This is a genomic window from Pseudoxanthomonas sp. PXM04 (assembly GCF_014851695.1).
Taxonomy (GTDB): domain Bacteria; phylum Pseudomonadota; class Gammaproteobacteria; order Xanthomonadales; family Xanthomonadaceae; genus Pseudoxanthomonas_A; species Pseudoxanthomonas_A beigongshangi.
Window position 1 is genome coordinate 324,747 of sequence record NZ_JACVAG010000003.1, and the last position, 21,764, is coordinate 346,510.

The 21,764-nt window shown below is 67.2% G+C and carries 27 protein-coding genes; 8 read left to right on the top strand and 19 right to left on the bottom strand.

Features of this window, described 5'->3' with window-relative positions:
* Window position 1 precedes the first annotated feature (1 nt).
* The 6 genes from IB228_RS09900 to IB228_RS09925 all read right to left on the bottom strand — a co-directional run bounded on the left by IB228_RS09900 (window position 2) and on the right by IB228_RS09925 (window position 2,342).
* Complete coding sequence (locus IB228_RS09900) at window positions 2-412, bottom strand: GFA family protein (RefSeq protein ID WP_192198262.1); 411 nt, start codon at window positions 410-412, stop codon at window positions 2-4.
* An 82-nt stretch (window positions 413-494) separates the two neighbouring features.
* The gene (locus tag IB228_RS09905) at window positions 495-701 is read right to left on the bottom strand and encodes a hypothetical protein (protein ID WP_192198263.1); all 207 of its coding nucleotides are present in this window, start codon (window positions 699-701) and stop codon (window positions 495-497) included.
* Complete coding sequence (locus tag IB228_RS09910) at window positions 682-882, bottom strand: VOC family protein (RefSeq protein ID WP_192198264.1); 201 nt, start codon at window positions 880-882, stop codon at window positions 682-684. Before IB228_RS09910 ends, IB228_RS09905 begins: the two co-directional genes overlap by 20 nt.
* A gap of 27 nt (window positions 883-909) precedes the next feature.
* On the bottom strand, window positions 910-1,164 hold the full coding sequence (locus tag IB228_RS09915; protein WP_192198265.1) for a DUF2164 domain-containing protein: 255 nt from the start codon (window positions 1,162-1,164) through the stop codon (window positions 910-912).
* A gap of 162 nt (window positions 1,165-1,326) precedes the next feature.
* On the bottom strand, window positions 1,327-1,842 hold the full coding sequence (locus tag IB228_RS09920) for an N-acetyltransferase (RefSeq protein WP_225562373.1): 516 nt from the start codon (window positions 1,840-1,842) through the stop codon (window positions 1,327-1,329).
* A 20-nt stretch (window positions 1,843-1,862) separates the two neighbouring features.
* Complete coding sequence (locus IB228_RS09925) at window positions 1,863-2,342, bottom strand: Lrp/AsnC family transcriptional regulator (RefSeq protein ID WP_192198266.1); 480 nt, start codon at window positions 2,340-2,342, stop codon at window positions 1,863-1,865.
* A gap of 131 nt (window positions 2,343-2,473) precedes the next feature.
* Here IB228_RS09925 and phhA point away from each other — a divergent pair, with 131 nt between their 5' ends.
* Together phhA and IB228_RS09935 are read left to right on the top strand one after the other, a co-directional pair.
* Window positions 2,474-3,358 carry a phenylalanine 4-monooxygenase gene (gene phhA, locus IB228_RS09930; RefSeq protein ID WP_192198267.1) on the top strand — a complete coding sequence of 295 codons (885 nt, stop codon included), beginning with the start codon at window positions 2,474-2,476 and terminating at the stop codon, window positions 3,356-3,358.
* 177 nt (window positions 3,359-3,535) lie between these two features.
* Window positions 3,536-5,647 (top strand): TonB-dependent receptor, encoded by a 2,112-nt coding sequence (locus tag IB228_RS09935; RefSeq protein WP_192198268.1) that lies wholly within the window; start codon window positions 3,536-3,538, stop codon window positions 5,645-5,647.
* A gap of 6 nt (window positions 5,648-5,653) precedes the next feature.
* Here IB228_RS09935 and IB228_RS09940 read toward each other — a convergent pair whose 3' ends face one another.
* From IB228_RS09940 to IB228_RS09955, 4 genes are read right to left on the bottom strand one after another with little or no spacing between them, the layout of a single operon-like run.
* Entirely contained in the window at window positions 5,654-6,349 is a 696-nt protein-coding gene (locus IB228_RS09940; RefSeq protein WP_183639877.1) for a YafY family protein, read from the bottom strand.
* Window positions 6,350-6,400: 51 nt separating this feature from the next.
* The gene (locus tag IB228_RS09945; RefSeq protein WP_192198269.1) at window positions 6,401-7,192 is read right to left on the bottom strand and encodes an NIPSNAP family protein; all 792 of its coding nucleotides are present in this window, start codon (window positions 7,190-7,192) and stop codon (window positions 6,401-6,403) included.
* A gap of 4 nt (window positions 7,193-7,196) precedes the next feature.
* Window positions 7,197-7,544, bottom strand: a complete 348-nt coding sequence (locus IB228_RS09950; RefSeq protein ID WP_192198270.1) for an NIPSNAP family protein — start codon at window positions 7,542-7,544, stop codon at window positions 7,197-7,199.
* Window positions 7,541-8,146, bottom strand: a complete 606-nt coding sequence (locus IB228_RS09955; protein WP_203322049.1) for a hypothetical protein — start codon at window positions 8,144-8,146, stop codon at window positions 7,541-7,543. Before IB228_RS09955 ends, IB228_RS09950 begins: the two co-directional genes overlap by 4 nt.
* Before the next feature lie 143 nt (window positions 8,147-8,289).
* Between IB228_RS09955 and IB228_RS09960 the strand changes: the two genes are divergently transcribed.
* Window positions 8,290-9,396 (top strand): histidine kinase, encoded by a 1,107-nt coding sequence (locus IB228_RS09960; RefSeq protein ID WP_192198408.1) that lies wholly within the window; start codon window positions 8,290-8,292, stop codon window positions 9,394-9,396.
* A gap of 1 nt (window position 9,397) precedes the next feature.
* Window positions 9,398-10,042: a response regulator transcription factor gene (locus IB228_RS09965; RefSeq protein WP_183641321.1), complete on the top strand. Its 645-nt coding sequence runs from the start codon at window positions 9,398-9,400 to the stop codon at window positions 10,040-10,042.
* A gap of 101 nt (window positions 10,043-10,143) precedes the next feature.
* Here the strand turns inward: IB228_RS09965 and IB228_RS09970 are convergent, their stop codons facing one another.
* A complete protein-coding gene (locus IB228_RS09970) occupies window positions 10,144-11,379 on the bottom strand; it encodes a DUF4010 domain-containing protein (protein WP_192198271.1) in 1,236 nt (411 codons plus the stop codon).
* 85 nt (window positions 11,380-11,464) lie between these two features.
* Here IB228_RS09970 and IB228_RS09975 point away from each other — a divergent pair, with 85 nt between their 5' ends.
* Entirely contained in the window at window positions 11,465-12,484 is a 1,020-nt protein-coding gene (locus tag IB228_RS09975; protein ID WP_192198272.1) for a class 1 fructose-bisphosphatase, read from the top strand.
* A 101-nt stretch (window positions 12,485-12,585) separates the two neighbouring features.
* On the opposite strand, the gene IB228_RS09980 is transcribed toward IB228_RS09975, so the two are convergent.
* Entirely contained in the window at window positions 12,586-13,662 is a 1,077-nt protein-coding gene (locus tag IB228_RS09980; protein ID WP_183639869.1) for a PA0069 family radical SAM protein, read from the bottom strand.
* Between the two features lie 71 nt (window positions 13,663-13,733).
* Between IB228_RS09980 and cls the strand changes: the two genes are divergently transcribed.
* The 3 genes from cls to IB228_RS09995 all read left to right on the top strand — a co-directional run bounded on the left by cls (window position 13,734) and on the right by IB228_RS09995 (window position 16,320).
* Window positions 13,734-15,188: a cardiolipin synthase gene (gene cls / locus IB228_RS09985; protein WP_183639867.1), complete on the top strand. Its 1,455-nt coding sequence runs from the start codon at window positions 13,734-13,736 to the stop codon at window positions 15,186-15,188.
* Between the two features lie 63 nt (window positions 15,189-15,251).
* A complete protein-coding gene (locus tag IB228_RS09990) occupies window positions 15,252-15,515 on the top strand; it encodes a hypothetical protein (RefSeq protein WP_183639865.1) in 264 nt (87 codons plus the stop codon).
* A gap of 31 nt (window positions 15,516-15,546) precedes the next feature.
* On the top strand, window positions 15,547-16,320 hold the full coding sequence (locus tag IB228_RS09995) for a pyridoxine 5'-phosphate synthase (RefSeq protein WP_192198273.1): 774 nt from the start codon (window positions 15,547-15,549) through the stop codon (window positions 16,318-16,320).
* Window positions 16,321-16,356: 36 nt separating this feature from the next.
* Here IB228_RS09995 and IB228_RS10000 read toward each other — a convergent pair whose 3' ends face one another.
* The 7 genes from IB228_RS10000 to IB228_RS10030 form a co-directional block, all read right to left on the bottom strand.
* Complete coding sequence (locus IB228_RS10000) at window positions 16,357-16,758, bottom strand: biopolymer transporter ExbD (RefSeq protein WP_192198274.1); 402 nt, start codon at window positions 16,756-16,758, stop codon at window positions 16,357-16,359.
* Window positions 16,759-17,030: 272 nt separating this feature from the next.
* Window positions 17,031-17,441: a biopolymer transporter ExbD gene (locus IB228_RS10005; protein ID WP_183639859.1), complete on the bottom strand. Its 411-nt coding sequence runs from the start codon at window positions 17,439-17,441 to the stop codon at window positions 17,031-17,033.
* A 3-nt stretch (window positions 17,442-17,444) separates the two neighbouring features.
* Window positions 17,445-17,873, bottom strand: a complete 429-nt coding sequence (locus IB228_RS10010) for a biopolymer transporter ExbD (protein WP_183639857.1) — start codon at window positions 17,871-17,873, stop codon at window positions 17,445-17,447.
* A gap of 54 nt (window positions 17,874-17,927) precedes the next feature.
* The gene (gene exbB / locus IB228_RS10015) at window positions 17,928-18,689 is read right to left on the bottom strand and encodes a TonB-system energizer ExbB (RefSeq protein ID WP_141454935.1); all 762 of its coding nucleotides are present in this window, start codon (window positions 18,687-18,689) and stop codon (window positions 17,928-17,930) included.
* Between the two features lie 82 nt (window positions 18,690-18,771).
* On the bottom strand, window positions 18,772-19,446 hold the full coding sequence (locus tag IB228_RS10020) for an energy transducer TonB (protein WP_183639854.1): 675 nt from the start codon (window positions 19,444-19,446) through the stop codon (window positions 18,772-18,774).
* A 163-nt stretch (window positions 19,447-19,609) separates the two neighbouring features.
* On the bottom strand, window positions 19,610-20,803 hold the full coding sequence (locus IB228_RS10025) for a tetratricopeptide repeat protein (RefSeq protein ID WP_183639852.1): 1,194 nt from the start codon (window positions 20,801-20,803) through the stop codon (window positions 19,610-19,612).
* Between the two features lie 134 nt (window positions 20,804-20,937).
* Window positions 20,938-21,744 carry a M48 family metallopeptidase gene (locus IB228_RS10030; protein WP_192198275.1) on the bottom strand — a complete coding sequence of 269 codons (807 nt, stop codon included), beginning with the start codon at window positions 21,742-21,744 and terminating at the stop codon, window positions 20,938-20,940.
* Window positions 21,745-21,764: the final 20 nt, after the last annotated feature.

Genomic DNA, 21,764 nt, shown 5'->3' on the forward strand with positions numbered 1-21,764 from the left:
TTCACGGCTCCGAAGGCTTTCGATCGGAGGGATGGTTCACGCCATCCTCGACCGGCACTTCGCCCAGTGCGAACGGGTTGACGCCATCCAGGCAACCGACGTTGTAGCCGTATTCGTTGGGATCGGAGCGGCGCTGGTGGTGCGTGTAGATGCCGCAGCGCGAACAGAAGTAGTGCCGCGCGACCTTCGTGTTGAACTGGTACAGGGTCAACACGTCCCCGCCCTGCACCACCCGCAGGCCGGACAGTGGCACCGAAGCGACGATGGCACCCTTGCGTCGGCACAGCGAGCAGTCGCAGCGGCGCGGTTTGACGATGCCGTCTGGCAGATCCAGCTCCAGCACCACCGCGCCGCAGTGGCAGCGCGCGCGATGCGTGGCCTGGATGGGTACGCCGCCGACTTCCCGGATCATGCCGTGCCTGCCTCTCGTTCCGACGCGCCGCGCCGCGGGGACGCCAGTTTATTACGATCGTGATGAGCGACGTGGTGGCGCATCAGGTATGGGTCAACATCAACCGATAGCCATCCGGATCGGCCAGCGGGAACTCGCCCCGCAGGCAATAGAACGGATGGCTCATCGGACCGACCGGCCACCCCTCGGCGCCCAGTCGCGCATGCACCACCGCGATATCGTCAAAGTACAGATAGAACAGGATTCCCTGCTTGCCCGCATCGACCGGCTCACTGGCCTTCGTCAGCATCAGCTGCCCTGCCCTCCAGCCAGGCCCACACCGGCGCGCCATCGTTGTCGGTTCCGTCGGGCACATGGGTGTTGCGCAGCTCGAAACCCAGCCGCGAATAGAACGCCAATGAACGCGCCATATCCGTGACCTGGAGCATCGCGACCAGGTTGCGGGGCGGAACTGGAGGTGGAGCGCTCATCTCGGAGTCCCTGCCGCGCGTGCGGCGTCAACGCTTGAAGTCGGTCGGACGCTCGAGCTGGTAGATGGCGTCCTGGATATCGTCCAGCTTCGCCACCAGCGCGGCCTGCGCGTCGTACAGGCCGCGATTGTAGTAATAGGCGCCGACCTCCCGGGAGAAGAAATCGAGCAGGAATTCGGCGTCGAACCGGCCGATGGCCTGTTTCAGCTCTTCACTGAAGTACAGCTGGATCCGATTGACGATCAACGCCTTTTCTTCCGGGGAAAACTGGATTTCGCTCATGGTGTCCGCATCACTCTTCGAGGCGCGCGACCCGCGCCGGCAACGGGAAAGGAGATCGCCTGCGGCATGCGTCAGGGCTGCACCGGCAGGATCGACTCACACCACCATCATCACGCAACCGGTCTCACGCAATGCGATCGGCATGCCCGCGCGGTTCCCGCGTCATGCCTTTGCATCGGCTTCCGGCGGCTCCAGCGCCCGGAACATCACGTACGCATCCACCCAGCCCAACCGCTCGTGGCGGAACGCGCCGGGCAGCGTCCCGACGATGTCGAAACCGAGCCGGCGATAGAGTTCCACCGCGCCCCCGTTGGTACTGACCACGTAGTTGAACTGGATGCCGCGGAACCCGGCGGCGCGTGCACGGGTCAGGCTGTGCTCGACCAGTCGCCTGCCCACGCCCCTGCCCTGCATGGCGGGCGCGACCGCGTAGGTGGCGCTGGCGACATGCGCACCCCGCCCGGCGTGGTTGGCCCCCAGCTTGTACATGCCGATCACTTCGCCGCCCTGCTCCGCCACCGAGGCGGCATGGGCGCCGAACCAGTGCTCGCGAAAGGTGTCGCGATCGAAACCCTCGTCGAACGGCAGTGCGTCGCCCGGCGCGATCACCGCGCGGAAAATCGTCCACATGGCGTCGAGGTCGCCGGTCGTGGCGGGCCGGATGTGCAACGTGTCCATTCAATCTCCCGGGAGCGTTCTCATGCCTTCGGCAGCGGCCAGCCACCGAAGGCTTTCACGGTGCGCAGCACGAAACTGGAATTCACGTCGGCGACGCCGCTGGCGTCGAGCAGCTTGTCCAGCAGGAAACGCGAGAAGTGTTCCAGATCCTGCACCACGACGTGCAGCAGGTAGTCCATGTCGCCGGTCAGGGCGTGGCAGGTGACCACTTCATCCCAATGCTGCACGTTGTCGGCGAACAGGGCGATGCCGCTCTGGCCATGCTTCTCCAGCTGCACGCGCACGAACGCCTGCAAGCCCAGGCCGACGCTCTGCGGTTCCACCCGCGCGGCGTAGCCGGTGATGACCCCGGCCGCTTCCAGCCGCTGGATCCGGCGCAGGCAGGCCGAGGCCGACAGGTTCACCTGGGTGGCGATGTCGGAATTGGGGGCCCGGCCCTGCTGCTGCAGCAGGGCCAGCAGGCGCAGGTCGGTCCGGTCCAGAACCAGGGAATCGGCCATTTGTTGCCTCGCAACATGTTTTTACGCAACAAGATTGCGCCAAAGACCCCTGCACACGCAACTTTGCAAGCCCATTGCGCGGTCCCGGCGCTAGCATGCGATCGCAGGACTTGCCCTGCCAGGAGCCCACCATGAACGAACCCCGCCGCGTCGAGCACCAGCAGACCGACAAGGGCTATGTGCCGGTCTACACGACCGCCGTGGTGGAGCAGCCGGCCGACTATCCGGCCGCCGACCACGACACCTGGGGCAAGCTGTACGAACGCCAGCGCCAGCTGCTGGTCGGGCGGGCCTGCAATGAATTCCTGCAGGCACAGGACGCGATGGGCATGACGCCGGACCGCATCCCGCGCTTTGACGAGCTCAACCGGGTGCTGAAGGCGACCACCGGCTGGACCCTGATCGGCGTCGAGGGCCTGCTGCCGGAACTGGATTTCTTCGATCATCTGGCCAATCGGCGTTTCCCGGTCACCTGGTGGATTCGCCGCCCCGATCAGATCGACTACATCGCCGAACCGGATCTGTTCCACGATCTGTTCGGCCACGTGCCGCTGCTGATGAATCCCGTCTTCGCCGACTACATGCAGGCGTACGGCAAGGGCGGGGTGAAAGCGCACGGCATCGATCCGGAGGCACTGGTCCACCTGACCCGGCTGTACTGGTACACGGTGGAATTCGGCCTGATCAACACGCCTGACGGCCTGCGCATCTACGGTGCCGGCATCGTCTCGTCGAAGGGCGAATCGCTGTACTCGCTGGAATCGCCGGCGCCCAACCGGATCGGTTTCGATCTGGAGCGGCTGATGCGCACCCGCTACCGCATCGATACCTACCAGAAGACCTACTTCGTCATCGACAGCTTCGAGCAGCTGATGAACGCCACCGCGCCGGACTTCACCCCGATCTACGCGCGCCTGGCCGACCAGGAGGCCATTCCGGCCGGCGACGTGCGCGAGGGCGACCGGGTGTTCACGCGTGGCACCGGCGAAGGCTGGCTGGCCGACGGCGACGTCTGAACCGGACTTCCGATTCCCCTGTAGGAGCGACGTCAGTCGCGACCGCACCATCAGGCCCGCCGTCTGTTTCCAACAGCGGGTTGGCTTCATGGTCTTCCAGGGATGCAGGTGGTCCGGAGACTCCGGTCGCGACTGACGTCGCTCCTACAGGGTACGGCGGGACTCTAGAATGCACGCATGACGCATCTACCTCGCGCCACGCTGGCGCTGGCCCTTCTCGTCGCCTTGCCGGCGGCCGCGCAGGACACCGCGCGCACCCTGGACCGTGTCACCGTGCAGGCCGCGCGCCTGGAGGGTGTCTCGGCGTTCGACACGCCTGCCTCGCTCGATCTGATCGATCTGCGCGAGGATGCCGCCACCGCCGGGGTAAACCTGTCCGAGCGCCTGGGCGGCGTGCCCGGACTGCTCGCGCGTGACCGGCAGAACTACGCGCAGGACACCCAGTTGTCGATCCGCGGTTTCGGCGCGCGCGCGACCTTCGGGGTACGCGGGGTGCGGCTGTATGCCGACGGCATTCCGGCCACGCTGCCGGACGGGCAAGGCCAGCTGTCGCATTTCAACCTGATGGGTGCCGAACGGGTGGAAGTGTTGCGTGGTCCGTTCTCGGCGCTGTACGGCAATTCCTCCGGCGGAGTGTTGCAGTTGTCCAGCGCGCGCGGCGAAGCGCCAGGCGAACTTCGGGTGCGGGGCTCGGTGGGCAGTCACGCGACCCGCACGCTGGGCGCGCAATGGTCAGGCGCGCAGGGCGGGGTGCACTACAACCTCGCGGCCAGCATTTTCGACACCGACGGCTACCGGGACCACAGCGCGGCGCGGCGCGAGTCGTTCAACGGCAAGCTGGGTTTCGATCTGGCGGGCGAGGGCACGCTGGATCTGGTGTTCAACCATTTCGATTCGCCGCGCGCGCAGGATCCGCTCGGCCTGACCCGGGCGCAGTGGCGCGCGGACCCGGCACAGGCGATCGCCGCCGCGCACCAGTTCAACACCCGCAAGTCGGTGCGCCAGGATCAGCTCGGGCTGGTGCTGGATCAACCGCTGGCCGCCGGTCATCGCCTGCGCGCGACGGCCTATGCCGGCAGCCGCGATGTCGAACAGTTCCTGCCGCTTCCCGTCGGTGCGCAGGGCAATCCGCTCAACAGCGGCGGCGTCATCGATCTGGGCAATGACCAGGCCGGCATCGACGCGCGCTGGTCGTGGCAGGGCGAACTGGCCGCACGGCCGTTCGAGGCCACCGTGGGCGTGAATGCGGACCGCCAGCGCCAGCACCGGCGCGGTTACGAGAATTTCATCGATGCGGAGTGGGGCGTGCGGGGCCGGCCGCGTCGCGACGAACGCAACCGGGTGGAGAACGTGGACCAGTATGCGCAGGCGTGGTGGCGCTTCGCCGATCGCTGGTCGCTGCTCGCCGGCGCGCGCCACAGCGCCGTGCGGTTCGCCTCGCGTGATCATTACGTCACCGCCACCAACCCCGATGACAGCGGTCGCGTGCGCTATGCCGAGACCACTCCGGTCGCGGGCGTGATGTTCGATGCCGGCGCCGACTGGCGCCTGTACCTGTCGAGCGGACGTGGTTTCGAGACCCCGACCTTCAACGAACTCGGCTATCGCGCCGATGGCGGTGCCGGGTTGGCGCTGGACCTGCGTCCGGCGATCAGCCGGCACTGGGAACTGGGTAGCAAATGGCGCTGGTCCGCCGGCGACCTGGCGTTCGCGCTGTTCCGCGCCGACACCGACGACGAGTTGTCGGTCGCCAGCAACCTGGGCGGGCGCAGCACCTATCGCAACGTGGGGCGTGCGCGACGGCAAGGCGCGGAGGCGAGCATGCGCGCGTCGTTCGGCGAACACTGGCAATGGCAGGCCGCCTGGACCTGGCTGGATGCCGAGTTCCGCGACGGCTTCCTGACGTGCGCACGCAGCGGTTGCGCCGTGCCGGACACGCCGGTGAAGGCGGGCGCGACGATTCCCGGTATCGCGCGCCAGCAGTTCTTCGGCCGGCTTGAATGGCGTTCGGAGACCTGGAGCGCGGCCGCCGAAGCCGTCGCCCAGGATCGGGTGAGCGTGAACGATATCGGCAGCGAGCAGGCCCCGGGCTACGCATTGCTGCACCTGGAAGCCGCGCGCCGCTGGCGATTCGGCGACGATACGCTGCGCGCGTTCCTGCGCGTGGACAACCCGCTGGACCAGCGTTACGCCGGATCGGTGATCGTCAACGAAGGCAACGGCCGTTACTACGAGCCCGGACCCGACCGTGGATTCCTGCTGGGCCTGGAGTGGCGCAGGATGCCCTGACGCCACTCAGGCATCCGAAGGCGGCGGGCCGACCCGGCGGAAGTACGCCTCCAGGCCATGCTCGGGATCGTCGGCGAAGATCTCGCCGGTCTCATCCAGTTGAAGGATGCGGTCGGGACGGAAGTTGCGGAAATCGCGGCGGAAACGGCACCAGGCCCCAAGCGTCCAGCTGCCGCCCCAGAACGCCAGGCACAGCGGCTCGATGTCGCGCCCGGTTTCCTCGCCGGAATGATCGGCGTAGCGGAACCGCAGCACGCGGCGCTGCTCGATGGCTTCGTGCAGGCGATCCAGCAGGCCGGTGGATTCGAAGCGGTCCTTCAGTTCCGGCGCGTAGATGCGGGTGCGCTGCGCACGCGCCTGCAGATCCGGCGGCAACACCGCCTGTATTTTCAGCAGCGCCGAGCGCGCGCCGACGGACAGGCGCTTGCCGCCGAACGCGCGGACGAAGCGCGTGCCGACCACCAGGGCTTCGAGTTCGTCGGCGTTGAACATCAGCGGAGGAATGTCCGCGCCCTTGCGCAGCAGATAACCGATGCCGGCCTCGCCTTCGATCGGCACGCCGGACAATTGCAGGTCGGCGACATCGCGATAGACCGTTCGCAGCGAGACCGCCAGGGTCTCGGCGAGGGTACGGGCGGGCAGGGCGGTGCGGCGTCCACGCAGGGCATGGATGATCAGGAACAGGCGGTCGGCGCGGCGCATGTCGGCATCATCCCTTGCCGGCGCCGGGGGACGCAAAGGGACGCGCGCATCTCACGCCTCCCCACCGGGACGCGGGTCGCACCCCATCCGCGAACGCGCGGTGGGCGCCAGCCGCAGCAACTCGGTGCGATGCGGCTGCGCGCCGATCCGCCAGGCGGCCTGGAGCTGGCGATCGCAGCGTTCGTGGGTGGCTTCGTCGGCGAACTGCAGGAGACAGGCGAACACGTGCTCGCCCTCGCGCACCGGCAGGGCGGCGTAGTCGTTCGGCGCGGCGCTGCTCACCAGCGTGCCAAGCACGCGCGCCTGCATGTCCTCCAGCCATGGCCGTTGTATCTGTTCGAAATGATCCCGCCACTCCTGGCTCACCGGCGCATCGAAATGGTGCAGGCAGATGACGACGCGGGCCTGCTCCGGCGCGGCCGCGTCCATCGGCGGCGGCGGCGTCGACACCCGCAACGCCGGGCCCGGATGCGCGGGCTGCAGCAGCAGCACGTTGTCCGAATCGATCATCGTCGCGTTGGCGGCATCGCGATTCGCGCGCCAGGCCTGTCCCTGGTAGAACCGCGCCAGTGCCTCCCGCCGCGTCGCCATGTCGGCGAATCCGCGCAACCAGACGAAGCGATCCGGATCGTCCAGATCGCGGAACTGGCCCAGCAGGTGCATCCCGGCCGCTTCCTGGGTTTCGATGAACTCGCGTTCGAACAGGGTGATCAGTTCGTCGCGCCGGCCCGGGTGCAGGGTGTACTGGCGCAGTTCGATCACGCCTGGAACCGCGGTGGCGACCGGCGGGACAGCGAGGGGACGGGAAGGGCGGGCCGTCGTGGGGGAGAGGGTATCCAGCATCACGTCACTCCTGGCGCAGGGCATCGACAACGGCGGTGTCCATCTCGATCACCACCGACAGGTATTCCTCGATCAGATCGAGCACGGCCTGGCGCGGTCCCTCGCGCCATTGATCGCTGCCGTAGAAGGCATCCTGCTCGCGCTGGCGCGCGTCCAGATCCGCGTAGGCACGGATCAACAGGTAGGACGTGCGGTCGTGCGGCGATGGGCCATGCCGGACCACGTCCATCGGCCAGCCGCGCAGCATCGGCATGACCGTGGCAGTGATCAGCCGGTGGAAGTCTTCGCGCGTACCGGGGCGCAGGCGATAGCTGCGGAACTCGACGGCCCGGGTGGAAACCGGCGCGCTCATGCGGCCTCCCGGCTCAGGTACATGTGCCAGTTGGTTTCCCAGTGGCCGCCACGATCCGGCGAGAACGCCTGCTCCCAGTGCGCGCTGTCCGGCTGGATCTCGTGCCAGCGGAACCGCACCCACACCTCGCGGCCCTTGTGGCGATCGCGGCCATGGAAGGTGCCGACGCCGTTCTCGAATCGGCCGATCACCGGCGGTTCGAGCAGGCCCTGGAGGTTGTTGGCCCAGTACAGGCTCCACTGCCGCTGGAGCGGGTCGTACAGGCGCAGGGTCATGCCGCGATAGCCACCCGACCAGTCGGTGACGAACTCGTCCATGTTGCCGACGCCGCCCAGCACCGGGCCGCACTGCTGGCGCGCCTCGAAGTGTTCCCATTCCTCGCACCCGGCCAACCGCTCCTTCAACCGCACGTTGCGCACCCGCCAGCGGCCGTGCAGGAAATCGAAGTCGTGGCGGCCTTCCGCGGGCAATGGGTGGCCGGGCGACGCCGGGTAGACAAGCTGGTCGCCGCTCACCAGGCTACGTCCCAGGCCGGCAACGTAGGCGTGGAAGGCGCGCGGCAGCAGGTCCTGGGCGCGCGCGGTCAGACTCCGGGGGCTCATGCGTATTTCCTCCTGAAAATGGCAGGGGTCCATCCTGATGCGGGGCTGCTGACAACGTGGTGTCAGCAGCCATCGACCTGCCGGAAGTCACGACTTGCGCGATGCCCGTGGCGTCCGCCAGCGGCGGCAGGCAGCATGTCCGCATGCGCGAACGCCTGAAGCTGCTGCTGCAACCCCTCAATCTGTCCGGCGTCCTGACCTGGGCGGCGGTGATGCTGGCGATGCGCGGTGAGACCGGCGGCCTCGACGGCCCGCGCCTGGGTACGCTGCTGGCGTTCCTGGCCGCCTTCCTGCTGCTGGATCAGCCCGGCGTCGGCCGGCGCCTGCGCGATGCGCTGTTGTGGCTGCAACTGCTGCTCGCCTTGCTCATGATCGAACTGGCGCCACGCACCGGAACCGCGCCGGTCCTGCTGGTGGTGGTCGCCGCGCAACTGGCGATGACCTGGCGCCCGCTGCATGCGCTGCTGGTGATGCTGGCGGCGAACCTGGTGTTCGGCCTGCTGATGGTCCGTGCCGGGCACGATGCGGCCTGGTTCATGGTCGCCATCTACGGCGGCTTCCAGGCCTTCGCCGCGCTGATCGGCCACTACGCGCGCAGCGCCGAGAACGCCCGCGATCGGCTGGCGCTGGTCAACGCCGATCTGCTCGCCACCCGCGCGTTGCTCGCCGACAGCGCGCGCGACGCCGAGCGCCTGCGGGTGGCGCGCGAGCTGCACGATGTCGCTGGGCACAAATTGACCGCGATGAAGCTCAACCTGCGCGCGCTGGCTTCCGATCCCGCGCTGGCCGGACGTCCGCAGGTGCGCTTGAGCGAGCAGCTGGCCAGCGAACTGCTGGAGGATATCCGCAACGTGGTCCAGGCGCTGCGCGATTCGCGCGGGCTGGATCTGGAAACCGCGCTGCGCGCATTGGCCGCGCCGTTGCCGCAGCTTCGCATGCAGCTGAACATCGGCGAGGACGCGGTGATCCGGGATCCGCAGCTGGCCGAGACCGTGCTGCGGATCGTGCAGGAAGCCATGACCAACGCGGCGCGCCATGCCGGCGCGGCGACGTTGTGGGTCGAACTGCGGCGCGAGGGTTCGCGGCTGTGGCTGCGGATCGCCGATGATGGCCAGGCCCCGGCGCTGCTGCGCGAAGGCAATGGGCTGGCCGGCATCCGCGAACGGGTCGCCGCGGTCGGCGGGGATCTGCGCATCGGCCGCGGCCTGGCCGGCAACCTGGAACTGACCGTGGAGTTTTCTCATGAGTGATATGTCCGGATCCGCGATCGTGCGGGTCGCGCTGGCCGACGATCAGGCCCTGGTCCGTGCCGGCCTGCGCGCGTTGCTGGACGGGCCGGACGAAATCCGGGTGGCGTTCGAGGCCGAGGGCGGCGCGGAATTGCTCGAGCGGCTCGCCGATAGCCCGGTGGACGTGATCCTCAGCGACATCCGCATGCCCGGCGTGGACGGCATCGACGCGCTGCTGCGACTGCGCGCGCGCGGTGACCGGACACCGGTGCTGCTGCTGACCACCTTCGATGACGGCGACCTGCTGCTGCGCGCGGCCGAAGCCGGCGCACAGGGATTCCTGCTCAAGGACGCGGCGCCGGAAGACCTGCGCGCCGCTATCCGCCGGGTCGCCGCCGGCGACACCCTGCTGCAGCCGGTCGCCACCGATCCGGTGCGCGCGCGCTACCGGTTCCACGACGAGAGTCCGTCCAGCGATCGTTTCAGCGAGCGCGAAGTCGCGATCCTGCGCCTGCTCGCCGGTGGCTACTCCAACAAGGAAATCGCGCGCACGCTGTTCCTCGCCGAAGGCACGGTGAAGAACTACGTCTCCAACATCCTCGACAAACTCGGCACCCGCGACCGCACCCGCGCCGTGCTCAAGGCGATCACCCTGCGGATCATCTGATCGGTCTCTCCTTGTGGGAGCGACGTGAGTCGCGACGATTCCGTGTCTGATTGGATGACGGTCGCGACTCACGTCGCTCCCACAAGTAAGGAATTCCCCGCTCAGGTCAACACCAGCACCGCCAACCCCGCCGCCAGCGCGGCCAGCAATCCAGCCGCGACACGCATGCCGTAGGCGGCGCCGCCACTGATCCAGGCGATCACCGATTTGGTCGCCAGGCTCGCGCCCAGCAGCGCCAGCATCAGCCAGCGCGCCTCGATGTCGCTCAGGCCGCCGCGGGCGAACTGGTTGGCCAGCGTCGCCACCGCCGCGTGCAATTCGGCGGTCGCCGAGATCACCGCCGCGGCCATCGCGCCACGCGGCCCGATCCATGCCGCCAGCGCGGCCGACACGAAGGTCAGCACGGCCACCACCAGCGCGAATCCCAGCGCCTGTCCGAACCGGAACATCCGGCTTTCCGCGGTCGGCGGCGCGGCGGGATCGTCGCGTCCCGCGCGCAGTCCCAGCAGGCCGCCGGCCAGCAACACCGCGCCGATCGCGGCCAGCTCGGGCCACAGGTCGATGACCAGCGGCGGCGACACCGCCCACAGGATCGGCACGCACAGACTCAACGACGCCAGGTTGGAGAGCAGTGCCGCGGCCACCGTCGATGACAGCAGCGCGGGGGTTTCCCGCGCCCGCTGGCCGAAACCGATCACCGCCGCGGTGGAGGACACATAGCCGGCGAAGAATCCCGCCGCGGCCAGGCCCCAGCGGTTGCCGATCAGGCGCAGCGCGACATGGCCGAGCGCGCTGACCGCCATCACCAGCACCACCAGCTTCCACAGGGTCGCCGGGTTGATGGCCTGGAACGGACCGATCGCCTCGTCCGGCAGGATCGGCAGGATCACCAGCGCCGAGGCCAGCAGCAGCAGGCCGTCGAACACCTCGCGTTCGCTCAGCACCTGGCGGGTCAACCGGTGCAGAGGCTCCTTGGCGTACAGCAGCAGTGCCGCGACCACCGCCAGTCCGGTCGCCAGCGGCGGCGACTGCATCGCCAGCGCACCCAGCAGGGCGGTCAGGAGCAGGGCAACCTCGCTGGTCAGGCCGGCATCGTGGTCGCGCGTGCCCAGGTACGCCAGGGCGGCCAGGACGACCACCCCGGCCAGCATCACCAGCAGCACCGGCAGGCCAAGCTGGGCGGCGACCGCCGCGCCCAGTGCGGTCAGGGCGTGGGTACGCAGGCCGGCGATGGCGCGCGCCTCGCCCCCGGCGCGCTCGCGGACCAGGCCGATCAGCAGGCCCAGGCCCAGCGCCGAAGACAGGGAAAGCCATACCGCCGGGGGGGTCGGAATCAAGGTGTGCCCTCGGATCCATGAAATTGGTCTTGCATTGGTCCGCAATGTCCGGACAATGCGCGGTTCTTCCGCCCGCCATCCTGCCATGCCCACGCCCACCGCCCATACCGTTTCCCTCAGCCGCTACCTGATCGAGGAACAGCGCGCCGGCCGCATCGACGCCGAACTGCGCCAGCTGATCGCGGTGGTCGCGCGGGCCTGCACCAGCATCTCCATCGCGGTCAGCAAGGGCGCGCTGGGCGGGGTGCTGGGCGACGCCGGCACCGGCAACGTCCAGGGCGAGGCGCAGAAGAAGCTGGACGTGCTGAGCAACGACATCCTGCTGGAGGCCAATGCCTGGGGCGGCCACCTGGCGGCCTGCGCCTCCGAGGAAATGGAGCACAGCCAGCCGATCCCGGACGCCTATCCGCGCGGCGGCTTCCTGCTGCTGTTCGATCCGCTGGACGGCAGTTCCAACATCGACGTCAACGTCTCGGTCGGCACCATCTTCTCGGTCCTGCGCAGCCCCGAGGGCGTGAGCCGGCCGGGCGACGAGCATTTCCTCCAGCCGGGACGCCGGCAGGTCGCCGCCGGCTACTGCATCTACGGGCCCAGCACGATGCTGGTGCTGACCACCGGCCACGGCACCCACGCCTTCACCCTGGACCGGGAACAGGGCGCGTTCGTCCTGACCCAGCGCGACATGCGCATCCCGGAGGACACCCGCGAGTTCGCCATCAACGTCTCCAACCAGCGTCACTGGGAGCCGGCGATGCAGGCTTACGTGACCGACCTCCTGGCCGGCAAGGAAGGCCCGCGCGGCAAGGATTTCAACATGCGCTGGATCGCCAGCATGGTCGCCGACGTGCATCGCATCCTGACCCGCGGCGGCATCTTCATCTATCCCTGGGATCGCAAGGAACCCGGCAAGCCGGGCAAGCTGCGCCTGATGTACGAGGCCAATCCGATGGGCATGCTGGTCGAGCAGGCGGGCGGCGCGGCCAGCACCGGGCGCGAATCCATCCTCGATCTGCAACCCGACCACCTGCACCAGCGCGTGCCGGTGTTCCTGGGCTCGCGCAACGAGGTGGAAGCGGCCGCGCGGTATCACCTCGAAGCCCGCTGATCCCGCACCTGACCTGTGGGAGCGACGTCAGTCGCGATACTTTCCGGGGACGGGATTGATACGGTCGCGACTCACGTCGCTCCCACAAATGCCTTGGCCACTCAGAACAGCTCCCCCTGCGGCGAGGGCGGCCGCGGTGGCACGAACTTGCGCACATCCAGTCCCTGGTGCCTGCGCCGATCGAAACCCAGTCGCCGATAGGCCAGGTCGAAGCGGCGCGCCAACAGCTCCGCATACACCCCGTCGCCGCTGAATCGCTTGCCGAAGCGGGCGTCGTAATCCTTGCCGCCGCGCAGTTGCTGGATGGTGCTCATCACGTGTTCGGCGCGCTGCGGCAGGTGGGTCTGCAACCAGTCACGGAACAGGGGCGATACCTCGTGCGGCAGGCGCAGCAGCACGTAGCCGGCGGAATCGGCGCCCGCATCCCGCGCCGCCTCCAGCACCGCTTCCAGCTCGGCATCGTTCACCCAGGGGATCACCGGCGCGAACATCACCCCGACCGGAATGCCGGCCTCGCTCAGCCGGCGCACGGCGCGCAGGCGCGAATGCGGCGCCGACGCCCGCGGTTCCAGTCGCGCGGACAGGTGGTTGTCCAGGGTGGTGATCGAGAAATACACCTGCACCAGGTGTTCGCGCGCCATCGGCGCCAACAGATCCAGATCGCGCTCGACCAGCGCATTCTTGGTGATCAGCGAGAACGGATGCCGGGTTTCGGCCAGCACCTCGATGATGCGCCGGGTCAGGCCCAGTTTCCGCTCGGTCGGCTGGTAGGCGTCGGTATTGATGCCCAGCGCGATCGGGCTGCACCGGTAGCCCGGCTTCGCCAACTCCTTGCGCAGCAGTTCCGACGCGTTGGTCTTGGCGAAGATCCGGGTCTCGAAGTCCAGGCCGGGCGACAGGTCCAGATAGGCGTGGCTCGGCCGGGCAAAGCAGTACGAGCAACCATGCTCGCAGCCCCGGTAGGGATTGAGCGATTGCTGGAACGGAATGTCCGGCGACTGGTTGCGGCTGATGATGCTGCGTGCGCGCTCCTCGGTCACCCGGGTCGCCGGCGAGGACGCGATCTCGTCCTCGCGGTCCCGCTCGTGCCAACCGTCGTCCTCGGCCTGCGCCGTGGTCACGGCGAACCGGCCGGGCAGGTGTCCCGTGGAACCGCGGCCTTTGATCATCTCGCCCATCCATGCAGGTTACGCCGCCGGCGTCTCAGCGGCGGCGACACCGCATGGGCAACACCGCATAGAATCTCGCCATGCTGGAAACCCTGCACGCCTGGTGGGATGCCTTCCTGTCCATCCCGCACCTGAACCGCTGGCTCACCGCCGCCTGGCTGCTCTACCTGATCCCGCTGTGCGGCTGGATCGTGCTGCAGAAGCGCGAGCCCGTCGCCACCCTCAGCTGGGTGCTGTCGCTGTCGCTGCTGCCCTACATCGGCTACCTGATCTACTTCCTGCTGGGGCCGCAGAAGATCAAGCGCCAGCAGCTGCGCCGGCACCAGTCACGCACGGGAATGGATACCTACGAGACGTTCTGCCCGGTCGATGAGGGCTGCACCGAACTGGCGATGCTGGCCCAGACCACCACCGGCCTGCCGCCGTCCACCGCCACCTCGGTGCAGTTGCTGGTGGACGGCTCGGCGACCTACGAAGCCATCCTGGACGCGGTCCGCCAGGCCACCAACCACATCCATCTGGAGTACTACATCTACAACCCGGATCGCTGCGGCCAGCGCCTGCTGGAAGCGTTGATCGCCAAGGCGCGGGAAGGGGTGAAGGTGCGGCTGCTGCTGGACGCGGTCGGCTCCTCGCAGGTGGGCCGGCGCTTCCTCCAGCCGCTGCACGAGGCCGGCGGCGAGAGCGCCTGGTTCCACCCGACCCGGTTCCGGCCATTCACCCGTCCCTGGGTCAACCTGCGCACCCACCGCAAGATCGTGGTGGTCGACGGCCGCATCGCCTTCACCGGCGGCATCAACATCACCGACGAGGAAGACGAATCGCTGCGGCCCGATGCCTACCGGGATCTGCACCTGCGGATGGAAGGCGACGTGGTGCGCAGCGTGCAGCAGGTGTTCGTCGAGGATTGGGTGTACGCCACCGGCCAGAAGCGCAAGGATTTCCAGGGCACGCGCCTGTGGCATGCGACCGACAACGGCATCGAGGGCGGCATCGCGGCGCAGACCCTGGTATCGGGACCGGATTCGTCCTGGGAGCCGATCCACCGCACCTACGTGTCCGCCATCCACGAAGCGAAGTCGCGGGTATGGCTGGTGACGCCCTATTTCGTCCCGGGCGAGGCGGCGCGGATGGCGTTGACCTCGGCGGCGCTGGGCGGACTGGACGTGCGCCTGCTGGTGCCGCGGATGAGCGACTCGCGGCTGGTCACCTACGCGGCGCGTTCCTATTTCGATGAACTGCTGGCCGCCGGCGTGAAGGTCTACGAATACGGGCCGCGCATGATGCACAGCAAGGCGCTGCTGTGCGACGACAACCTGGCCCTGATCGGCAGCGCCAACTTCGATCACCGCAGCTTCCGGCTGAATTTCGAGATCTCGATGCTGTTCCGCGACCGCGGCCTGGCCGGCCAGTTGGCGCAGTTGCTGGAGGGTGAATTCGCATCCTCGAGGCCGGTCAGCCCGGAACGTCGGCGGTCATTGTGGCGGCACCGCCTGCCGGAGGCGCTGGCGCGACTGACCTCCCCGCTGTTGTGATCCGCAACGCTTCACGCCATCGCCGGGCGTTGTAAACTCCCGCCATCCAGGGGAGGGACGGTCATGCACTGGCTCTATCTATTGTTCGCCGCCGGCGCGCTGGTGCTGTCCATGCGCACCACGTCCACCGCATTGATGGTGGTCGGCCTGATCGCGTCGCTGGGCCTGTTCGTCGCATGGATCGTCGGCTGGTACGCCGCACGGATGGGCGACAGCCAGCGCGACGAATCGCACATGATCGACCCCACCGAACTGCGTCGCCTGCGCGAACTGGCCGAGGCGCGCAAGCAGGGCACGGTGCCGCCGCCGGGACCACCCCCGCTGTGAGAGGCGAACCTTGTTCCGCAGGGAAGCCGGCATGAGCCTCCTGAGCGTCAACGTCAACAAGATCGCGGTGCTGCGCAATTCGCGCGGCGGCAGCGAGCCGGATGTCGTGCGCGCCGCCCGCGCCTGCCTGTATGCCGGCGCGCATGGCATCACCGTGCATCCGCGGCCCGACCAGCGCCACATCCGCGCCGATGATGTCCACGGACTGGCCGAGCTGACCCGCGAAAGCCAGGTGGAGCTCAACCTGGAAGGCAACCCGTTCGCGCCGCCGCGCGAGGGCTATCCGGGTTTCCTGGCCCTGTGCGAACAGGCGCGTCCGGCCCAGGCGACCCTGGTTCCCGACAGCGACGGCCAGATCACTTCCGACCACGGTTTCGATTTCGATCGTGACGGCGAGCGCCTGCGGCCGCTCGTCGCCGAGCTGAAATCCTACGGCTGCCGCGTGAGCGTGTTCGTCGACGCCGGTTGTTCTTCCCTGGAAAAGGCGGCCGCCATCGGCGCCGACCGCATCGAGATCTATACCGGACCGTTCGCCGAGGCGATGGCCGCCGGCGACGCGGAGGCGGAACTGGCGCACTGCATCCAGACGGCGCGCCAGGCGCGCTCGCTGGGCATGGGAGTCAATGCCGGCCACGATCTCAGCCAGGCCAACCTGCAGGAGTTCCTGGAAGCCGTGCCCGGCGTGCTCGAGGTTTCCATCGGCCACGCCCTGATCGGCGAGGCGCTGTACGCGGGCCTGCACCGCACGGTGCAGAACTACCTGGCCATCCTCGAATCGGTACGCGCGGCACAGGCGAAGCACTGAGGTTCGCCTGGCCGTTTCAGGGCAACCGCCCGCGAATCAGCGCTCCCCGCGCCAGGACACCTGCTCGATCCCGCTGGCACGGACTTCGGCCAGGGCGGTAACCACTTGCTGATAGTCCACATCGGGCGAAGCGCTCAAGGTCAGCACCGTCTTCGGGTCGCTGCGCAGCGCATCGTCCAGGCGCACGCGCAGATCCCGCGCCGAAAGCGGACGATCGTCCAGCCGCAACGTGCCATCGGCGGCGACATCCAGACTGAGGATGCTGGGTTTGTCGGGCGAGGGCGTATCCCTACCCTGTGGCAGGGACAGGTCCAGTGGCCGCGAGAGCAGCGGAGCCGTCACCATGAAGATGATCAGCAGGACCAGCATGACATCGACCAACGGGGTGACATTCATCTCCGCCAGGGCGGAGGGACGTGCGGTTGCGGAGAAAGCCATGGCGTACTCCTTTCGCGTCGGGTCGACTCCACGCTACGCCTGCCTGTTGCCTCCTGGCAAGAGGGTGGGAAAGCGCCGTGGAGCGACGTCAGTCGCGACCGGGAAGCTTGGTTGGTTGTGGAGCCAACCCCATGCGGGCGAAAGGACGCCGTGAGCAGATGCTGGATTCCGGTCGCGACTGACGTCGCTCCTACAAGGACTAGCTTCCGCGGAGAACGGCCAAAAAAAACGCCGCCCGAAGGCGGCGTTCAACAGGTTTGCGTCTATGCGTACTACTGCACGAAACCGATTTTCTGCATCTGAGCGTTCTTGGCCGCGGCCAGTACTTTCGCCATCACGTCGTACTGGGCGTCCGGGTTCGCGTCGATGCGCAGTTCCGGCTGGTTGGTCGGATCACGCTGGATCTCCTGCTCCATGCGCTGCTGCAGATCGCGCACGTTGACAGGCGAGTTGTTCCAGTAAACCGAGCCACCCGCATCGATGCGCAGATCGATCGGCGGCGGCGGTTCCTTCAACTGCGGCGGCGGGTTGATCACGCGCTGCGGCAGGGCCACGTCGATCGGGTAGGTCATGATCGGCGCGGTCACGATGAAGATGATCAACAGCACCAGCATCACGTCCACGAGGGGCGTGACGTTGATGTCGGCCATGGGGCCCTTGCTTCCACCACTACTGAATGCCATGGCTTACTGACCCTTCTCTTTGGTAGCGACGTAGCCGATATCCAGCATGCCCTGGCCCTGCGCGATCTTCGTCACCTCGGTGATCGTGCGCATCTTGGTGGTGCGATCACCACGCAGATTGAGCTTGGGCTGCGGCTGCAGCTGCGCCGTACTGGACAGACGCGACTCAAGGATTTCCTTGCCGATCTTCTCGTCGTTCCAATACAGCGAGCCATCCTCCTTCACCGAGATGGTGATCGGCGGAACCGGCGGAGCCTTCTTGTCCTCTTCGTTCTGCACGAGGTTGGCCTCGGGCAGTTCGATCTTCACCTTATGCGACATCAGCGGCGCGGTGATGATGAAGATGATCAGCAGCACCAACATCACGTCCACGAGGGGCGTGACGTTGATCTCGGCCATCGGGCCACTGCTATTACCACTACTGAAAGCCATTTTCGGGCTCCGTCAATGCTAGTCGATGTGCGTGGGACTGCTGTTGCCTGCGGCTTAGCGGACGCGCGAGCCGGTGGCGAAGAAGTCGTGCAGATCGTGGGCGAACGTATCGAACTTGGAGATGGTCGAGCTGTTCGTCTTGCTGAAGAAGTTGTAGGCGAACACGGCCGGGATGGCGACGAACAGACCGATGGCGGTCATGATCAGCGCTTCACCCACCGGGCCGGCAACGGCGTCGATCGAAGCCTGGCCGGTGGCGCCGATGCGGATCAGGGCGCCGTAGATGCCCCACACCGTACCCAGCAGACCCACGAACGGGGCGGTCGCACCGACGGTGGCGAGCAGGGTCATGCCGCTCTGGAGCTTGGCGCTCTCGCGGGTGACGGCCTGGCGCAGGGCGCGGTCGACGAACTCGGAACGGCTCAGGGCTTCACCCAGACCGGCGCTGGAACCTTCGGCACGCTGGTGGTGGGCGGCGGCCTGGGCGGCGTCCAGGGCGATCTTGGAGAACGGCTCGTTCTTCGGCTGTTCTTCCATCAGGCGGATGGCGTCCTGCGCGTTCGGGGTTTCCCAGAAGGTGCTGACGACGCGGTCGGCCTGGCCCTTCAGGCGCACGCTCTTGAGCGAGTTGATGACGGTCCAGTACCAGGACATGGCCGACATCGCGACCAGGATGAGCAGCACTGCCCAGGAGACGGCGTACTCGCCGGGCTTTTGCACCATTTCGGTGATCAGGTGCTCGAAGCCCATGTTGGTGAGGGCACTCGCGGCGTTGTTGCCCCCGGCTGCGGCGGCGATGATGGTTTCCTGCAGCATGACGCTTACCTTTATTTAAGAGTGTTGATTGAGGGTGTTGCGGGTGACGAAACGGATGGAGTAACTCGCGAGGGGCGGCCGATCAGCCGCCCATCTTGAAGTCGACCGGGACGCGGACGCGGCCGGCGGCCTTCTGGCCGTTGACGACGGACGGATTGAAGCGCCACTTGCGGGCGGCTTCCATCGCCGCGCGGTCCAGGTCGCGGTTGCGGCTGGACTTCTCGACGGAGACGTTGGTGACGTTGCCACTGGCGTCCACGTCGATGATCAGGATGACCGTGCCTTCGATACCGGCGCGGGCGGCCGACGGCGGGTAGCGCGGCGGGTTCATGTTCTTGGACGAGATGTCCACGCTGGCGCCGATGTCGGCGACCGGAGCCGGCGGCGCCGGGGGAGCCGGCGGCTGGTAGACGTCGGTCGGACGCGGCTCGGACACTTCGACCGGCGGCGCTTCCGGCGGCGGCGGCAGCGGAGTCTGCTTCGGCGGCGCCAGGTTCTTGACCGGCGGCGGCGGCGTGTCCTGCTTGGGCGGCGGCGGCGGCGGCGGCGGCGGGGGAGGCGGCGCGTCAACGATCACCACGGAGGTACGTTGCGTTTCTTCCTTTTCCGCCGGCGGAGCCACAGCCGGAATGAGGAGCAGCAGCAGCGCGGCCGCGTGCAACGCGATCACGAAGGCAATGCCGATGATCCGGGGCCAGTTGAGGCTCTTGTCCTCTTCCTCTTCCCGATACCTATTGATGACCAGTTGTTCAGCCATGCGCCAATGAACTCAAGGTTGGTGCGGGACGCCGCAACGTCCGCGTCGTATTGGTTTCCCCCCACCTGACTTTTGGCAGGGGGAACTCTCAGCTTATACCATTCCGTGGTGCCAAAACCATCGTTTTTTCGATGTTTCTGGCCGTCGGTTTATTGGTTTCCCGTTAGGGCAGGGCCAGGATTTTCTTGGCGTCCTCGGGCTTCTTCAGACCCTTGTCCAGTGCGGACTTGGCGGCCTGCTTGGCCTCCGGGATCCGGTTTTCCTGCCACAGCACGCGCGCCAGGTTCAGGTAGGTTTCGCCGTTGGGCGACTGCGGCGCGGCCTTCTTCCAGGCCTCGATGGCCTGCGGGATCTGCTCGGAGTAGTAGTAGGACTGGGCCAGCGCCAACTGGGTCTGGTAGTCGTCCTTCAGGACGCCTTTCTGCAGGCCTTCGTTGATGACGGCGATGACGTCCTTTTCGCGGCCGTCCATGTTCGCGTACATGCTGTACAGCTGGCGATACTCGCGATCGTCGGTGAGCTGGCCGGAAGCGCGCAGCTTCTCCAGCACGCCGGCGGCCTGGTCGGTCTTGTCGGCCTGCAGGTAGACCGAGGCCAGGTTCATCTGCGCCTTCTTGTCGGTCGGGCTCTTGGCGGCCAGCTGTTCGGCGAGCTTGACGGCGGCGTCGTTCTGGCCGGCTTCGGCATAGCTGGCCATCAGGATCTGCAGCCATTCGTTCTTCGGTTCCGGCGAGCCTTCCACGGCCTGCTTCAGGAACGGAATCGCGTCGGCGTAGCGCTCGGCGCGATACAGGATGTTGCCCTTGACCACCAGTTCCTCGGGCTTCTGCGACTTGGTCTCGGCGAAGAACTTGTCCATCGTCGCCAGCGCTTCGTTGAACTGGTCGTCCTGCATCTGCAGCTGGGCCAGGAAGAACATCGTCTGGTAGTGGTTGTTGTTGTCCAGGCCGTTGAACTCCAGGACCTTGTTCGCATAGTCCTTGGCCAGCTTGGCATCATCCTTGCCGTAGGCGGCCTGCGCACCGATCTGCGCGGCGACCGACTTGTCGTAGGCGTTGGCCTTGTCGCTGGCGATGATCTCGTTGACGAGCGTCATCGTCTCGTCTTCGTTGTTTTCCTTCTCGTAGGCCTTGAACAGCTTGTTGAGCTGGTTCTGCATCTTGGCCGACGCCTTTTCCTTCGGCTCCTGGCGGGTCGCTTCGGGATACCTGATCTCGACCTTTTCCTTCTTCTGCCGGCGCATCGAACTGCTGTCATCGCGGTTCATCTGGGCAACGGCATCGGCGGCAACCCCTGCGCCCAGCAGGCCGATGATGGCGAAGGAAAGCAGGGCGTGTCTGGACTTGCGATGCAGCATGGGGGTCACCTCAAAGCGGACGGCAGAAGTCTATCGGGGGCGGTCGGATCCTTCCGGGGCCGGAAAAGCTATCAGAAACTTCGGTGAAACAGGTAAGGTTTTTGTTGCTGCAGGGCAGCAATACCCTGGCGTTCTCAGCCGCAGCGGGGGATGTTTCCGGCCTTGCGGGCGGCTTCATAGGTGGGGACCAGCGCCGGGGCATCGCGCTGGAGTTCGCGGATGCGGTTGGTCGGGTCCGGGTGGGTGGAGAGCCACTGCGGCGGCCTTCCGCCGCCAGCGGCCATCATGTTTTCCCACAGATTGACCGCCTGGCGGGGGTCGAAGCCGGCCTGGGCCATCAGCCGCTGGCCGACCACGTCCGCCTCGCTTTCCTGGGTGCGGGAATTGGGCAGCAGGATCAGGCCCTGCGCGCCCAGGCTGCCGAACTGGCTGACCGCATCCATGCCGGTCTGGCCGTATTTGGCGCCGGCCAGCGCGCCAAGGATGCTCAGGCCCGTCTGCGTGCCCATCTGGCGCGTGATGCGCTCCTCGTGGTGGCGACTGATGACATGGCCGATTTCATGCCCCAGCACCGCGGCGAGCTGGTCCTGGTTCCTGGCGACTGTGAAGATGCCGGTGTTCACCCCGACCTTGCCGCCCGGCAGGGCGAAGGCATTGGGTTCCTTGTCGACGAATACCGCCGTTTCCCACGCAACCGAGCGCTGCGCGGGCGGCAGCTGGCGCACCAGCGCGTTGACCACGCAGGTGACATAGGCGTTCTGCTTCGCGTCGCGGTTGGCGGGTTCCTTGGCCTTGGTCTCGGCGAAGGCCTGGGCGCCCAGCTGATCCAGCTGCTGCTGCGAAATGCCGCCCACCACCTGGGTGCGGCCGGTGGGCGAGGTGGTGGTGGCGCAGGCGACCAGCAAAGTCGCGACGGTGGCGGCGAGCAACCAGGGTTTCATGGCAGTGCACTCCAGTGCGG